The sequence below is a fragment of the Robertmurraya massiliosenegalensis JC6 genome (genome assembly GCF_000311725.1).
GTDB classification, from domain to species: Bacteria; Bacillota; Bacilli; order Bacillales; family Cytobacillaceae; genus Robertmurraya; species Robertmurraya massiliosenegalensis.
The window spans coordinates 541,939-558,757 of the sequence record NZ_HE978511.1; the positions used below are offsets into that span (position 1 = coordinate 541,939).

Annotated in this window: 14 protein-coding genes; 4 read left to right on the plus strand and 10 right to left on the minus strand. The window is 37.3% G+C overall.

The window, feature by feature from the left end; translation table 11 throughout:
- Positions 1–61 precede the first annotated feature (61 nt).
- From ctaF to cyoE, 5 genes are all read right to left on the minus strand, one after another.
- Positions 62–394 (minus strand): cytochrome c oxidase subunit IVB, encoded by a 333-nt coding sequence (gene ctaF, locus BMSHG_RS02855; protein WP_019152923.1) that lies wholly within the window; start codon positions 392–394, stop codon positions 62–64.
- Between the two features lie 3 nt (positions 395–397).
- Positions 398–1,027 carry a cytochrome (ubi)quinol oxidase subunit III gene (locus tag BMSHG_RS02860; RefSeq protein WP_019152924.1) on the minus strand — a complete coding sequence of 210 codons (630 nt, stop codon included), beginning with the start codon at positions 1,025–1,027 and terminating at the stop codon, positions 398–400.
- Positions 1,027–2,898, minus strand: a complete 1,872-nt coding sequence (gene ctaD, locus BMSHG_RS02865; RefSeq protein ID WP_019152925.1) for a cytochrome c oxidase subunit I — start codon at positions 2,896–2,898, stop codon at positions 1,027–1,029. The genes BMSHG_RS02860 and ctaD overlap by 1 nt, the downstream gene beginning before the upstream one ends.
- Positions 2,899–2,998: 100 nt before the next feature.
- On the minus strand, positions 2,999–4,069 hold the full coding sequence (gene coxB / locus BMSHG_RS02870; RefSeq protein ID WP_019152926.1) for a cytochrome c oxidase subunit II: 1,071 nt from the start codon (positions 4,067–4,069) through the stop codon (positions 2,999–3,001).
- 339 nt (positions 4,070–4,408) lie between these two features.
- On the minus strand, positions 4,409–5,347 hold the full coding sequence (cyoE, locus tag BMSHG_RS02875; RefSeq protein ID WP_019152927.1) for a heme o synthase: 939 nt from the start codon (positions 5,345–5,347) through the stop codon (positions 4,409–4,411).
- Between the two features lie 600 nt (positions 5,348–5,947).
- On the opposite strand from cyoE, the gene BMSHG_RS02885 reads away from it, so the two are divergent.
- Positions 5,948–6,898: a COX15/CtaA family protein gene (locus BMSHG_RS02885; RefSeq protein WP_019152929.1), complete on the plus strand. Its 951-nt coding sequence runs from the start codon at positions 5,948–5,950 to the stop codon at positions 6,896–6,898.
- Between the two features lie 491 nt (positions 6,899–7,389).
- On the opposite strand, the gene pyc is transcribed toward BMSHG_RS02885, so the two are convergent.
- The 3 genes from pyc to BMSHG_RS02900 form a co-directional block, all read right to left on the minus strand.
- On the minus strand, positions 7,390–10,830 hold the full coding sequence (pyc, locus tag BMSHG_RS02890; protein ID WP_019152930.1) for a pyruvate carboxylase: 3,441 nt from the start codon (positions 10,828–10,830) through the stop codon (positions 7,390–7,392).
- Between the two features lie 271 nt (positions 10,831–11,101).
- Positions 11,102–12,307: an FtsW/RodA/SpoVE family cell cycle protein gene (locus BMSHG_RS02895; protein WP_019152931.1), complete on the minus strand. Its 1,206-nt coding sequence runs from the start codon at positions 12,305–12,307 to the stop codon at positions 11,102–11,104.
- 183 nt (positions 12,308–12,490) lie between these two features.
- Complete coding sequence (locus BMSHG_RS02900) at positions 12,491–12,772, minus strand: YlaN family protein (protein ID WP_019152932.1); 282 nt, start codon at positions 12,770–12,772, stop codon at positions 12,491–12,493.
- A gap of 177 nt (positions 12,773–12,949) precedes the next feature.
- Here BMSHG_RS02900 and BMSHG_RS02905 point away from each other — a divergent pair, with 177 nt between their 5' ends.
- Complete coding sequence (locus BMSHG_RS02905; RefSeq protein ID WP_019152933.1) at positions 12,950–13,447, plus strand: hypothetical protein; 498 nt, start codon at positions 12,950–12,952, stop codon at positions 13,445–13,447.
- A 273-nt stretch (positions 13,448–13,720) separates the two neighbouring features.
- Here BMSHG_RS02905 and BMSHG_RS02915 read toward each other — a convergent pair whose 3' ends face one another.
- Complete coding sequence (locus BMSHG_RS02915) at positions 13,721–15,049, minus strand: PhoH family protein (protein WP_019152935.1); 1,329 nt, start codon at positions 15,047–15,049, stop codon at positions 13,721–13,723.
- A 241-nt stretch (positions 15,050–15,290) separates the two neighbouring features.
- Here BMSHG_RS02915 and BMSHG_RS02920 point away from each other — a divergent pair, with 241 nt between their 5' ends.
- Positions 15,291–15,890: a YhcN/YlaJ family sporulation lipoprotein gene (locus BMSHG_RS02920; RefSeq protein WP_026073300.1), complete on the plus strand. Its 600-nt coding sequence runs from the start codon at positions 15,291–15,293 to the stop codon at positions 15,888–15,890.
- Positions 15,891–15,919: 29 nt separating this feature from the next.
- Here the strand turns inward: BMSHG_RS02920 and BMSHG_RS02925 are convergent, their stop codons facing one another.
- The gene (locus BMSHG_RS02925; RefSeq protein ID WP_019152937.1) at positions 15,920–16,375 is read right to left on the minus strand and encodes a pyridoxamine 5'-phosphate oxidase family protein; all 456 of its coding nucleotides are present in this window, start codon (positions 16,373–16,375) and stop codon (positions 15,920–15,922) included.
- A 221-nt stretch (positions 16,376–16,596) separates the two neighbouring features.
- Here BMSHG_RS02925 and BMSHG_RS02930 point away from each other — a divergent pair, with 221 nt between their 5' ends.
- Positions 16,597–16,797 carry a YlaI family protein gene (locus BMSHG_RS02930; RefSeq protein WP_019152938.1) on the plus strand — a complete coding sequence of 67 codons (201 nt, stop codon included), beginning with the start codon at positions 16,597–16,599 and terminating at the stop codon, positions 16,795–16,797.
- The last annotated feature ends 22 nt before the right edge of the window (positions 16,798–16,819 follow it).

The window sequence follows — 16,819 nt, forward strand, 5'->3', positions numbered from 1 at the left end:
CTCAAATCTATTATAACTTAAAAAAGAAAATCGGCCTAATACAGCCGATTTTCAATTACTCTTACCACCACACAATTGTCATAAAAGCAAGTACCGTAATTAATCCTACAAGCAACCCAGAGTACAAGAATAACGCAGGTGCTTCATGTCCTTTATGACTCATATGCATGAAATAATATAGCTGAAAAATAACTTGAATCGCAGCAAGTAACAGGATGAATGGAATTGTAAACCAGCCTGTCATTCCAGCACCGACAGCTACAAAAGCTACGATTGTGAAGAAAATCATCATCGCAAAGGTAATAACCTGATGTCTCATTTCCTCAGCATTCTTTTTACGTCGATAAGCGATATCTACAGTCGCATTTTCCGTATTCGTGTGATTATTTTCCATAGTTTATCCCACCATTCCCATTAGATATACTACAGAGAAGATAAATACCCATACAACATCGATGAAATGCCAGTAAAGACTAGCGATATAAAACTTTGGTGCATTGTATAGACTTAATCCTCTATTTGCGTTACGGACCATTAAGGTAATAATCCATGCTAACCCAAAGACAACGTGCCCACCATGAAAACCAACTAATGTGTAAAACGCTGAACCGAAGGCACTACTAGTAAATGTATGCTCATAGTGATGTACATAATGATAAAACTCATAAATTTCACAACCAAGGAACCCAAGTCCAAGAAGGACAGTAACCCCAAGCCATAACTGCATTTTTTTAAATTCAAAGTTTTTCATGTGATACATTGCATATACACTTGTCAGTGAACTTGTTAATAGAAGCATCGTCATTAAAAAGGCTAACGGTATTTCGAATAAATCCTTTGCTAATGCATGATCTGGACTTGGAACCTTATCTTTTAAGGCAAGGTACGTTGCGAAGAGAGAGGCAAATAGCACCGTCTCCCCGCCAAGAAACAACCAAAATCCAAGGAATTTATTCTTTGCTTCAAGGGTTTGCTTTTCAGGCGCCGCAGGCCATTTTTCAAGTGTCATTTTTTCTTCAGCTTGCATTATGCCTTAACCCCCTTATCATCATCTTCATCCATTAAGTCTTCCTTATGAATATGGAAGCCATGGTCATCCTTTATAGAACGTAAGAACATTGAACCGAATGTAATCGCTAGTCCGATGATTAAAACCGGTAATCCCCATCCATGATCAAGTCGGTACATCGCTCCAAATGCTGCAACAAATAGTCCGAATGAAATAACGAAAGGAATAAAAGATGCATTCGGCATATGAATATCTCCAAGTGGTTCTGCAGGAGTCATTCCTTTTTTCCCTTCCATTTTTTCAATCCAAAGTGGGTCTAAGCCACGGACTAATGGAAGCTGTTTAAAATTGTAAAATGGTGGTGGAGATGGGATTGCCCACTCAAGTGTTCTTCCATCACCCCATGGGTCATTGCCCACTTTTTCATTTTTAACCGTTGTGATAATAATGTTTACGACTAACACAATCGTCGCTGCGGCCATAAAGAATGCTCCGACCGTACTAACAAAGTTCGCAGTTTCAAAACCTTGCCCTTTAAGGAATGTGAAAATACGTCTAGGCATTCCCCAAAGACCTAAGAAATGTTGGATAAAGAATGTTAAGTGGAAACCGATAAAGAATAACCAGAATGTGATTTTTCCTAATGTTTCATTTAACATTGTACCGAACATTTTTGGCCAGTAGAATGCTGTACCACCTAGAATAGCAAATACAACACCACCGACAATTACGTAGTGGAAGTGAGCAACAACAAAATACGTATCATGGTACTGATAATCTGCTGCAGCACTTGCTAACATAACCCCTGTAACTCCCCCCATTAAGAATGAAGGAATAAAGGCTACTGCATAATGCATCGGGGTAGTAAATTTAATACTTCCTCCCCACATCGTAAAGAGCCAGTTAAATATTTTTATCCCCGTTGGAACAGCAATAGCCATCGTTGCAACGGCAAAGATTGCATTGGCAATCGGCCCAAGTCCAACTGTAAACATATGGTGAGCCCAAACCATGAATCCTAAGAAACCGATTAAGACTGTTGCAAACACCATAGATGAGTAACCAAAAAGTCTTTTCCTTGAAAAAACAGGAATAATTTCCGAAAAAATACCAAATGCAGGAAGTACAAGAATGTATACTTCAGGGTGTCCAAAAATCCAGAATAAGTGCTCCCAAATGATCGTATTACCACCAGCAGCAGTAACGAAGAAATTGGAACCAAATAGTCTATCAAACATTAATAAGAAGATCCCTACTGTTAATGGAGGGAACGCAAATAGAATTAATGCTGATGCCACAAATGTTGTCCAAGTGAATAAAGGCATACGCATATAAGTCATTCCCGGTGCACGCATATTAATGATCGTTACGAGGAAGTTAATTCCCCCCATTAATGTACCAGCACCAGATATTTGTAAACCTAATAAGTAGAAATCAATTCCATGTCCTCCAGATTCAAGAGCAAGTGATGCATATGACGTCCAGCCAGCATCAGGAGCTCCGCCTAGAAACCATGATAGATTTAAGAATACTCCCCCAAAGAAGAATAACCAAAATCCAAGTGCATTAATGAAAGGAAACGCAACATCACGAGCACCTATTTGTAACGGCATAACCGCATTCATAAACCCAAATAACAATGGCATTGCAGCCAAGAAAATCATCGTTGTACCATGCATCGTTAATATTTGATTAAAAAGTCCAGCACTAACGAAATCGCTATTCGGTACTGCTAGCTGAATTCGGATGAACATCGCTTCGAGACCACCAACAACGAAAAAGAATCCTCCTGCGATAAAGTACAGAATCGCTATTTTCTTGTGGTCAACAGTTGTTAAATAGTCCCAAATTGTTGCTCCGAACCCCTTTTTCTGAGCGTACGTACTCACAATTTTACCTCCCTTTGAAAAACTAATCCCCTAGCTATACAAAGAATATAATTAAGGTCATTTATCGTTCTAATTTGTCATTTACAGTAAATAAATACGGTTATTCCTCTACTTTTAAGCTCATTAAATAAGCCGTTAAAGCATCAATTTGTTGAGGTGTTAATTTTCCGTAAGTTTTACTCATTTTGTTTCCTGGCTTCACTGTTTCAGGGTCAGCTAACCACTTTTTAATGTTTTCTTCGTTATTTTCTAATATTCCCGCTACATAAGCTCGCTCACCAAAATTAGTTAAATTTGGGGCCACTCGAGCTGCTTCTGGTGTATCATTTCCTGGTGTCACAGCATGACAGCTAATACAGCTTTCATTGAAAAGCGCTTGACCTTCTTGCTCAAGAGCAACTTCTGTTTCAACAGGCTCTTCAACAGCTTGCATCGATGCAACCCATTGATCGAATTCGTCATTAGGAAGGGCTCTTACTTTAAAGTCCATTAATGCATGGGATGGACCACAAAGCTCTGCACATTTTCCATAAAACAGCTCTCCAGCTTTTTCAGCACCTTCAGAATCAAAATTCAACCAAAATTTATTAACGTTATCAGTGTTTGTATCCATCTTTCCACCAATTGATGGAATCCAGAATGAATGCTTCACATCCGATGCTTTCAAGTTGAAATAAACCTTCTCGTCTGTTGGAACAACTAGTTCCTGGCTTGTTACGATCTTTTGATTTGGATATTCAAACTCCCACCAATAAAGATTTGCACGAACATTTACTACTAGTGCGTCTTTTTCGCCTTCTTCATTAACCTCGTCCATTGCGGACACATCTGCAAGTCTGAATGTTTCCACTACCGTTGGGACAGCCAAAACAAGTAATAATAAAATTGGAATAACAGTCCAGATAATTTCTAATTTATGACTACCTTCCACTTGCTTAGGAATTTGTTCATCTTTCCGTTTAAAACGGAAAACAACAACTAAAAAGATGATTGTTACGATCGCAATTACCCCAACCATTATGATCGTACTTAATTTCATCAGCTCATATTGACTTTGAGCAACCTCACCAGCCGGTTGAAGCGTTGATAAATACGGTTTGCCACAACCAGAAAGAATGAGCGCCATAAACGCTAATAAAGAGAACAGACGCCATTTTGCTAGCTTTTTCATAGTTTGAACATACCCCTCTTTCATACAGAAAATATTTGAATTTGGATGAGAAAATTTCACAAAGTCTAATCATCGTTTGAAAACGATTTACGATTCCAATGAAATGTCAAGAATTCCATAAACACTTCATGCTAAAATCAATGCCTTTTGCGGAAGTCGTTGTCATCAGCAGGTGCTTTATGAAATTAACTCTCTTGAAAAATATTTATAGATAAATCCCCTTTACTTAAAACGTAAAGAAAAATTCTCCCAATAATTGGTTGTTACTTTATTATCTCTTTAATTTTTACTAAAACTGAAACAGTAATTCTATGTAAGAAACAAATGATGAAAAAAAATCTACACAAGTGTGACAATTACCATAGCTACAAACATAATAGTCATATATTGTAATGAGTATACAAACATCGACTTGGCCCACTTGATGTCATCTTTTTTCCGATATCCATTTATTCCAATGAATAGCCAGCCTATATTTAATAGGGTAGCTAGTATTAAAAAAGGTATACCTAAGGAAGTTAATAAAAATGGTACTGGAAATAATATGATGACCCAAGCAAGGATATGTTTCTTTGTCACATCGAAACCTTTAATCACAGGAAGCATAGGGATACCAGCTGCCCGATACTCCTCCACCCTTCTCATTGCGAGTGCATAAAAATGAGGTGGTTGCCATGCGAACATGATGAAAAATAAGCTCCAAGCAATGACATCGAGACTCGGATCAATAGCTGCCCATCCAATTAAAGGGGGTACAGCTCCAGATATACTTCCAACGATCGTGTTCGATACATATTTTCTTTTAGTCCACATCGTATATAGAAATACATAGCTTACAATCCCGACAATACCAATCAATGTTGCTGTAAACGTTGTCAGTAAAAGAAAGATAATACCAACTGCGACAAAAGCCACTCCCAACAACAAAGTCGCTGTTCCACTTACCTTTCCTGTTACGGTAGGTCTTGTCTTTGTTCGTTCCATTAATGGATCGATGTCTCGATCATAGAAATTATTAATGGCACAAGAACCGGCAATAATAAGAGCGGAACCTGCTAACGTAAAGAAAATGATGTCAAGGCTCGCTAAAAAACTCGTGTTCGTAAAATAAAGCGCTAGCCAAAGGCCTGTAAAGGTGGTAATCATATTGGAATTGACAATTCCAACTTTGATTAGGGCTAAAAAATCCTTCCAAGCATTTGTCTTCGGCACAGTTCCTTGTATACCTTGTTCACAATTAGGTGATGGCATTTCACTTAAAGCCCTCAAATCACTCATTTTTTTTCCTCCTAAAAAACCTATCACAAATACCATTGTCTATATCACTATATTCGCAACGGACACGAGGCAATCCTGCAAATTTTTTTCAGGATAATTTTTTCACTATTGACATAGTGTTAATGTTATTAAACATCGTTATTGTATAAGGGTTTCTGTCTCTTTTATTAAACCATATTTTAGCATGATCTGTGAACATTTTTTGAATATTTTTTGCCATTTTTGTGAACTTTGAAGAAAACTTCATGATTTCTCCGTTGTTTTCTTACGATAACAATATTACATTCACAAAAAACACCAAGATAATATATGTAAAGGAATACATCTTCACTTAAATATTTTCATACAAAAATATAAAAGAGCTAAAAGCATTTATCCATCAAATTTAACTCTTATATATTTCTAGCAAACTCTTATTCATTTTGCAACCTTTTTACTATAATAATGGTGATAAATTCATATACCATTGTAAATTTCATTTTTTTTGTGTACTATCAAAAAAGTGGTATGAAAAAATGCAAGATCTATTCTTTTGATAAAATATTCGTGATATGGTTTATAGGATGACAAATTGATTTTTATTAAAGTAGGTGTATGAAATTGAGAAAGTCACTAAAATGGTTTGCAGTGCTTACAACGATTGGTATGTTACTCATTCTTCTCGGCGGGGCGCTAGTGACTAAAACAGAATCAGGAATGGGCTGTGGTCGTTCATGGCCGTTATGTAATGGTCAACTCATTCCTACTGATATAACGATAGAATTGGTTATCGAATTAGCTCATAGAGTGGTGTCTGGAACAGTCGGTTTGATGGTACTTATTTTGTCTTATTGGTCATGGAAAGCAATTGGACATATACGCGAGACGAAATTTCTCTCCTTACTTTCTTTCTCCTTTTTAGTACTACAGGGCTTAATTGGTGCAGGAGCTGTCATTTGGGGTCAATCTGATTTCATACTAGCGATTCACTTTGGCGTCTCTCTCATATCCTTTGCTGCAGTATTTCTTCTAACATTATTGATTTTTGAAGTAGATAAGAAATTTGAGGCAGACAAGCTTATTTTAGACAGCAGAATGCGAAAGCATATTATTGGAGTAACATTATATAGCTTTGTTGTTGTCTATACTGGAGCACTAGTTAGGCACGTGAATGCCAGTTTAGTGTGTCGGGATTGGCCGTTGTGCATTAATACCGAACCAAATATACCTAACTCTTTTCACGAGTGGGTGCAAATGGGTCATCGTTTTGCTGCAGGCTTAATCTTCATTTGGATCGCCTATATCACCTATCTAGCAATTAAGCATTACAGGCATCAAAAAGTTGTCTATTGGGGTTGGCTCGTAGCATGTACCCTTGTTTCTCTCCAAGTAACATCAGGAGCATTAGTTGTTTTAACAAGATTGAATTTATTTATTGCGCTATCACACGCATTTTTTATTTCCTGCCTTTTCGGTGTCTTAAGCTATTTTATTCTCTTAACATCAAGAAGTAAGAAAAATGAAATCTTATTAAAACAAAAAGACACCATTACGATTAATCCTGAACAATAAAGAGGCTGGAACATAACTAGCTTCTAATAAAGAGAAAGGTGAATCCTGAGGGTACTCGAATTCACCTTTCTCTATTTTTGTCTGTTCATTTAGCCATTAACGCAAGCCCATCGATTTTCCTCGTACAAAAAATCGAGTGAAACGCCAATTAGCTTTCAAGAATCCAATCGATTTCCACTTTGTCTAAAAAGACCCTAATTTGCTCCAATCATCCCTCGCCCTTAAGCGGAATTTTTCCTGTTAACTCCTCAACGGAGTCCCTTTTAGGAGAAATAACGGAAGATTTTCCGCTTATGGAGGGCAAAAGCGTTTATTTTGGCATTTTTTCAGGGAATAGCAGGAAATTTTCCTGTTATTTCGGCTCTTTTTCACGATGGTTGCTCATTAAGCGGAATTTTTCCTGTTATTCTTTCATAGCGATCCGCCAACTGCGAGGGAATTTATACACTCCAAACTACCATCGACTTTTTGACCTAGCATTTTTCTGCTTCTTATTTGGTCAACTCAATCAATAAGTCTCCGGTCTGGATTGCTTCCCCATTGGAAACATATATATCCTTTACAACACCGGAATACGGAGCCTGTACGGTCGTTTCCATCTTCATTGCCTCAGTAATCATGAGATGGTCTCCTCTTTCAACCTTTTCCCCTTTTTCAACGATCACTTTAATCACTGTGCCTGGCATCGAAGCAGCAATATGTTGATCATTTTTAGGGTCCGCTTTCACTTTCGAAGCAACTGTAGATTTAATACTTTCATCTTTGACGATAACCTCGCGAGGCTGTCCGTTTAACTCAAAGTAGACGACTCTTGTACCATCTGGTTGCGGTTGTCCGATTGATACTAATTTAACGATTAACGTCTTTCCTCGTTCAATTTCAACTTCTACTTCTTCTCCAAGTCTCATTCCATATAAGAAAGTAGGCGTATCCAAGACCGAAACATCACCAAATTTTTCGACAGTGCTAATATATTCTTTAAATACTTTTGGATAAAGGGCATGTGCGATTGCTTCAAAGCTGGTTACAGGCCTTCCAAGTTCTTTATATAACTCAGCCTTGGTAGCCTCAAAATCGACAGGCTCTAATAATTCACCTGGACGAACAACGATCGGTTCTTTCCCTTTTAAAATGACTCGTTGTAATTCTTTCGGGAATCCACCTGCTGGTTGACCAAGATAGCCCTCAAATAACTCGACAACAGAGTCAGGGAAATCTAGGCTTTCCCCTTTTTCAAGAACATCGTCAACCGATAATTCATTTTGAACCATATATAACGCCATATCACCAACCACTTTTGAAGAAGGTGTAACTTTTACAATATCACCAAACATTTGGTTGACACAGGCATACATTTCCTTTACTTCATCCCATCGATCACCAAGACCGACTGCTTTAGCCTGTTGCTGAAGGTTACTATATTGTCCACCAGGCATTTCGTGTTGATAAATCTCTGTATGTGGTGCCATCATGCCACTCTCGAAATCCTGATAGTATTTACGGACATCTTCCCAATAATGAGATAACTGTTCTAAAGCAAAGATGTCAACATCTGGTTTACGCTTTGTTCCTTCAAGGGCATAGTACAATGAATTTGCACTTGGCTGAGAGGTTAAGCCCGCCATTGTACTAAGGGCAACATCGACGATATCCACTCCTGCTTCTATCGCCTTTGCATAAGTGAATAGACCATTCCCACTTGTGTCATGTGTATGAAGATGAATGGGAATATCCACTGTTTCCTTTAATTCAGAAATTAATGTGTATGCAGCTTGTGGTTTCAAGAGGCCAGCCATATCTTTTATACCAAGAATATGCGCTCCTTGTTGTTCCAATTCCTTCGCCAAACTCTTATAGTAATTTAAATCATATTTTTTTCTGGAAGGGTCTGATATATCTCCAGTATAGCAAATAGCTGCTTCAGCAATTTTTCCCGTTTGTCTGACTGCGTCAATCGCAACTTCCATTCCTTTAACCCAGTTTAGGCTATCGAAGATTCGGAAGACATCAATTCCTGCATAAGCTGATTTCTCAACAAATTCTCTTATTACATTATCAGGATAGTTTTTGTAACCTACCGCATTTGATGCTCTTAAAAGCATTTGTAGCAATACATTAGGGATTTGCTTTCGGACAGTTAACAGTCTCTCCCATGGATCCTCTTTTAAAAAACGATAAGCAACATCAAAGGTTGCCCCGCCCCACATTTCAAAACTGAACATTTCTGGTAGCAGCTTTGCTGTCGGCTCAGCAATATGTTTAATATCCGTTGTTCGGACACGAGTAGCTAATAAAGATTGATGGGCATCTCGGAATGTCGTATCAGTTAGCAATACTTTTTCTTGATTTTTAACCCAATCTACTAACCCTTCTGCACCTTTTTCATCTAATATTTGCTTTGTTCCATTTTGATAAGGATCGGTTAATTTCAGCTTCGGAACTCTTGGTGTCTCAAAAACAGGACGTTTTTTCTTATCGATCCCTGGAAAACCATTGACTGTGACATTTGCGATATATGTAAGCATTTTAGTCCCGCGGTCCTTACTAACAGGGAATAAAAATAGCTCAGGTGTCTTATCGATAAAAGAAGTATCGTATTCACCTGACCTGAATTTCTTATGTTTGACCACATTGACCAGGAACGGGATATTCGTTTTAATGCCGCGAATTCGAAATTCTTGTAAATTTCTCACCATTTTTGACGCTGCTTGTTCAAACGTCATCGCATGTGTCGAAAGTTTCACAAGTAAAGAATCGTAAAACGGAGTAATAATCGCACCTGCAAAGCCATTTCCTGCATCTAAACGTACGCCAAATCCCCCACCTGAGCGATAAGCATTAATTCTCCCTGTATCAGGCATAAAGTTGTTTAATGGATCTTCTGTCGTTACTCGAGACTGAATCGCATAACCATGGATTTTAATATCCTTTTGCTCTGGTATTGCGACTAATTCAGAATGTAATGAATGACCTTCAGCAACTAATATTTGCGACTGAACAATATCAATACCGGTAATCATCTCTGTAATCGTATGTTCTACTTGGACACGTGGATTGACTTCTATAAAGAAGAATTCATCGTTTGCGACTAAAAACTCGACAGTTCCAGCATTTAAGTATTGAACATTTTTCATTAAGTTGACTGCTGCATCACAAATTTCTTCCCTTAATGAGTTGGAAATGCTAACACATGGTGCAACTTCAACTACTTTCTGATGGCGACGTTGTACGGAACAATCACGTTCATACAAATGGACAATATTGCCGACTTCATCTCCAATAATTTGGACCTCGATATGCTTTGGATTCTCAATAAATCTCTCCACATACACTTCATCATTTCCGAATGCAGCTTTTGCTTCAGACTTTGCCCGATCATAGGCTTGTTCCACTTCTTCTAGGCTTTTAACAATCCGCATTCCGCGGCCACCACCGCCCAGTGATGCTTTAATAATAATTGGAAAACCATACTTTTTCCCAAATTCAATAACCTCATCTACAGCGGATACAGGTCCATCGCTTCCAGGTATAACAGGAATTTGAGCTTTTTGTGCTTGTACACGAGCTTTTACTTTATCCCCAAACATATCCAAATGGTGTGATTTTGGGCCAATAAAAATAATGCCCTCTTCCTCACATTTTCGTGCAAAATGGATATTCTCAGATAAGAAACCATACCCCGGATGGATCGCATCTACATCACTTGCTTTGGCAATTTCAATTATTCCATCTATATCGAGATAAGCATCTATAGGTTTTTTCCCTTCGCCTACAAGATAAGCTTCATCAGCTTTGTAACGGTGGTATGAACCGGAATCTTCTTTCGAGTAGATAGCCACGGTACGAATATTCAATTCAGTACATGCGCGTAATACCCGAATGGCAATCTCTCCTCTATTGGCAACTAAAACCTTGTTAATCTTTTTCACCATCAGAACACCTCATTTTTCACGATATTTTTTTCGCAGAATGATCTTAGCCAGCATGAATTTTATAGCATACTAGCAATATATATGATCGGGTATATTTGGTCCTTTATAAAAAAATGTGACCAATGTTTCAATTGTGGAAATATATAAAATTTTATTATTTTATTCTACTATAGGTATACTGATTTTCACAACGATAGAAAAAAAAACAAGCAGAAAACTTGTCTTTTTTCATCACAAATCAGTCATAATTCGCATCGCTCATTTTCAACCTTCAAGCCTTAAATCCTCTATTTTTACTAGCAGGAACGACATGGACCTCATTGCTGTCCTTTAATTTATATTTTTCTTCATAATTTACAAACATAGAGACATTGACTAAAATTCCCATTGCAATCGATAACTGCAACAATGATGAGCCACCATAGCTGACAAATGGAAGCGGAATCCCCATAAGAGGGAAAATTCCTGAAATCCCCGCCAAATTGATAAATGTTTGAATCCCAATCATACTTGCTATACCGATCGCCAATAGACTTCCAAATGGATCTTTTCCTTTTAAACCAATAAAAATCCCCTTTAAAACAATGTAGCTTAAAGACAAGAGGACAAACCCTACTCCGAATACTCCAAGTTCCTCAGAAATAACAGCCATAATGAAGTCGGTATGTGGTTCTGGTAAATATCCTAATTTCTGAATACTTTGCCCTAATCCAAGACCATCCATTCCACCACCACCAATGGCATAGAAAGAATTGATTAAATGATAGCCACTTTCTTCGGCAACACCTTCAGCAAACGGATCTAACAGAACTTTAAATCTATCGAGTCGAGTTTCGGAGAAAATTTTATCACTTAAGAATAGAACGAGTGGGATGGACATCACTCCACCTAAAGCTCCGAGTTTAAGGATACTTTTAAAATTCATTCCAGATGAAATAATAATCGTTCCCGAAATTAAAAGTATGATTGCGACGGTACCATAATCTGGCTGCTCCGCAATTAAAAAGGAAACGAGGATGATAAATACTAATGGAGGAAGAACTCCCTTATTAAACTGATTTATGTACTGTTGTTTTTTGGCGTATACTGCAGCCAAATAAACGATAACGGCCACTTTTACAAATTCAGACGGTTGAAGTCGAATCGGACCAAATTCAAACCAACTTCGGGCATTTCCAGCAATCGTACCGAACTTTAATACTCCAACTAATGAAATGAGTGAAAGTAAGAAGATGGGAACTAATACCTTGTTATTTAGATAGAGCTTGTACGGAACAATAGCAAAAAATAAAAACACGACTAGTCCACCAAGCAAAAATATTCGTTGCCTAACGAAAAAATGATCACTCTCAAAACCATATCTTTGAATCGCGGTTACCATACTTGCACTATAGATCATAACAAGACCAAATATAGATAGTAATATAACGACAATTATGAGTGAATAATCGTATGATTTAAGTACTTTCTTTAGCATACAATCCTTCCTTATCTCCATTATTCTATTAAACATTCATTCGAAATTTCAGTAAATGAAAAGCGATATGTAAAAAAACTCAAACGATCCTACCGTAACGTTTGAGTTTTTTATTTAGTCTTTATCGTGTAAATACACGTTTCTTCCTACCGCTTCTTATAAAAACAAAGAAGGAATGACTATTTATTTTTTTTGTGAAGCCTCATGCAAAGCTGAAAGTTCTCTTTCTAATTCATCAAGAATAGATTTCCCTACTCTGTCCTCCACTAAACCGAGGCGAACGGCAAAATCTATTTCTCGAGATAACCCAAACATTTGCGTATCCAACACCTCTTCATATAAAGGGCATTGCGGCATTGTAAGATTATCCATTTGAACTTTAATGAGCTTCAATATTTTATCAGCATCAGCCTTTAACAGGGCATTTGCTTTTTCACGATGATCGATTATCATTTCTGACGCCAACTTGATCCCCCCGTTTCCGAGCGATTATCCTTCTATAAATTCTAACCTTATAAGAGGAAAAATGCAAGTAGATTAAGATAGACACTGTAGCTTCCTACGAATGTGCCAAAAAAACTGAAAATATGACATATTCATTTATTATCAGTATAATGACTATATAGAAATAGGGGGGATATGATGGAATCAATCGTTATGTTATCTGGAAATGTAAAATATACCATTACTTTAGATCCAAGTGTTTGGATTTTTGATGATAGACGTCAAGACTTACATACGTATTTCCATGAGCAACAAGAAGAAAAGGATACGCTTGAGGAATATACGAAGGAAGTCTCCAAGCATTGGGATCGAGAAATTATAGAAGGTGCTGTTGTACCACCTACTTTGAAAACAGAGAAAAAGTATTTAAAGGAAGAGCTTCTAACAGGTACTTTTTGTATTCCATTTAAACCATTCCTAACGAACGCAGAAGTTAGTGAGAATGCTAAAAATCTTGTCATTGAAACAGTTGATGGTATGGTCACCATTCCGTTAACAGTAGCAGAGAAAATGGTTCTTGGATTCTCAAAGGATGGGAAACCACTGAGAGAAGATGGACCTATCCATTGTTATTATGGAGATGGCTCTAACTATGAAAATCCAATAAAGAACGTCGTATCATTTAAAATTGAATAATGTAAAAGACGATGTCCTTTTCACGAATTAGGACATCGTCTTTTATAAATGCTGTTTTCGTAATGATTGTGGTTTTTTCGTATATGTCCAAATTTTTTTCTCCGAAAAAAATCTGAGGCCGACATTACCCCTCAAATGAAGTTTTTGAACACAGATTTTTTTTACGAGGCACTTTTTGCTTACTTGATCCTCATTTAACGAGTCATAATAGGGCTTTATTCTCCTATCTATGACTTAATAGCAACAATGTTGGCGAAAATCCCTTTATTATTTTTAGAGTAAGTCTGCCGCTAGTTGTGCCAGTCCAGATCTTTCCCCTTTGTAGAGTTTTACATGACCTGCAATCGGTTCATTTTTAAATTTCTCAACAACATATGTAAGACCGTTGTTGTACGCATCTAAATATGGATGGTCAATTTGCTCTGGATCCCCCATTAACACAATTTTACTTCTTTCTCCTACCCTTGTCAGAATTGTCTTTATTTCATGCTTGGTGAGATTTTGAGCCTCATCAATGATAATGAATTGATCAGGAATACTTCTTCCACGAATATATGTGAGAGCCTCTACCTCAATTGAACCCATACCTGCTAGAATTGCATCCAATTCCCCTGGCTTTTTAACATTAAATAAAAATTCTAGATTGTCATATATCGGTTGCATCCACGGACGAAGTTTTTCTTCCTTTTCTCCAGGTAAAAAGCCTAAATCCTTTCCAACAGGGACGATCGGTCTTGCAACTAATAATTTTTTGTAATCGCCATAATCCTCCGTCTGCATCAATCCTGCCGCTAATGCTAATAATGTTTTTCCAGTACCAGCTTTTCCAATTAACGTAACTAATGGAACGTCCTTTCTCAACAATAATTCAATTGCCATTGTTTGTTGCGCATTGCGCGAACGAATGCCCCAAATGTGATCATGGTCAAATATTAGCTTTTTTACGTAATTTCCACTTTGATCCACCATTCCAATCGCAGAAGTGGAGGAGCCTAGTGTGTCCTTCATCAGTAAAAACTGATTTGGGTACAGAGATATATTCCCAAGTTCTGAAAGAGGAAGCTCCTTTTTCTCATAAAAGCTATTCAAAACAGTGATGTCTACAAATTGTTCGACGATCCCTGTATAAATATGGTCATTTTCGATTACCCGATCACTGAGAAAGTCTTCCGAATAAAGGCCAATTGCATCTGCTTTTACTCTGACAAGTGCATCTTTGCTAACTAAAATGACTCGTTTTCCATCCAATTTTGTTTCTTCTTCAAGGGATAAATTTTTCGCAACCGCCAATATTCGGTTATCATTTGTTTTTTCCACAAAAATATCCTGAAGCTGGTGAAATGAGCGATGATTCAATTCGATTCGCAACGCACCGCCATTTTCAAGAGGTATTTTTTCATGCAGCTTACCGGCTTGTCTTAAGCCGTCAATGAGTCTTGATACTTGTCTCGCATTTCTTCCAATCTCGTCCATATTGCGTTTTTTTGAGTCCACTTCTTCGAGTACAACTGCTGGAATAACCACTTCATTGTCTTCAAATGAAAATATGGAATATGGGTCTTGCAACAAGACATTTGTATCTAACACATAAATTTTTGTCAAGTCTATGCCTCCTGCTCCTCATAGGTCTTTTTTTAGGTTTTAATCCGTATTTTTTTAGCAACCTGTTTGCAATAAGCCAACCGTTGGATAGGTAGAACTTTGTAAAATATATGTTTTCTCGCATAAAGATAGAAGAAATTTTACACAATAATCATAAGGATTCCTTTTGTAAGCAGAATCAAATGGAGAACTAGTACATCAATCGTATGACTTTCAAATCATATAGGAGGTGCCATTCATGATGAAAAAATGGGTGATCATGATCATTCTATTACTCCTAATCTCAGGTTGTGGAGCAAATCGAAACGAAGCAAACGAACCGAATAACGGGCAGCAACAGGCACTTAATGTTAAAAACTCTACGATTCAAAATGTGGACCGGAAAAGTGGACAAGAGATCGCTCAGCATCTCGTCGACTTAGCTTCAAGTATCCCTAATGTTAATGATGCCACTGCTGTTGTACTTGGAAATTATGCTGTTGTTGGTATTGACGTCAATGAAGATCTTGAACGTTCTGAAGTCGGATCCATTAAATATTCTGTAGCAGAGAGCTTGAAAAAAGATCCACACGGTGCTCGTGCCGTTGTTGTAGCTGACCCAGATATGACTGCAAGAATTAGAGAAATTGCCGATGATATACGAGATGGTAAACCAGTGCAAGGGATTTTTAATGAGCTTGCTGATATCTCTGGGAGACTAATGCCTGAAGTCCCTGCGGATATGGTCGAGCCGGATACGAAAGAAAATACTGTCGATAAACCAAAGGAAAAGCTAAACAACTCTCAATCTGAACAATTAGAGGAGAAACAGAAAGAACAATCGAACCATCATTTAGATTAATGACAAAAGAGCTTAGCCTTTTAATTTGGCTAAGCTCTTTTCATTTCATCCATGACTTGACGGTCTAATCGTAATGCAGCATCAAGATCATAGGTTTTATCATATTGTGGCTCTACTATAATTTTTGAGCCGTAGAACATGACATCCCTGACTTCTAAAACTTTTATCTTTGCTAAAGCTAACTTCAGTGGTACATTATCCATTGTATCTACAACAAGAAACGCTTCTCCACTAATGGAATATGTGCTTTCATTGACGATCACATTAAGTACGACCTGATTGTTTTCTTGGATATTTTGCACAATTCTAGAACGACTATCGACAGCAAAGAAAATCGTCTTCTCGTCCTTAGCATAAATCCATGAAATCGCATTAACGTTCGGTCCACCTGTTTCATAATCAACAGTTGCTATTGTCACAAAGCGTTCTTTTTTCAACTCATCTAGCAATGGTTTGATTAAAATGGGCTCCACTTGATTGGCCATTCCTATCCCTCCTACCGTACCATCCCAATAGTATATTATAACCATGTTATCACAAATTTTAATTGAAATATGTTAAAAAACATGTGTTAAAGGATAAAATTTGTAAAAATTAGCTCTTCATATTCATCACAGTTCATTTAGAAGATAAGACATTTACTAGTAAGGATGGTATACTAGGAACATGAAAACACTGCCGTCTAGTAAAATGAAGAGGTGTAAATATGAGAGTAAAATGCGTCATTTGTGACCAAATAGAATCCATTGAGGATCATTCTGTCCAAGCAAAGAAATTACGAAATCGTCCTATCCATACATTTATGTGCAAATCCTGTGAAACAAGAATTACGGAACGAACAAACGAAAGAATTGCCACAGGGAACTTCAAACTATATCGTTCTAATAACGAAGAGGATGATTGGTGAATCGATAAAACAATAAAAAAAC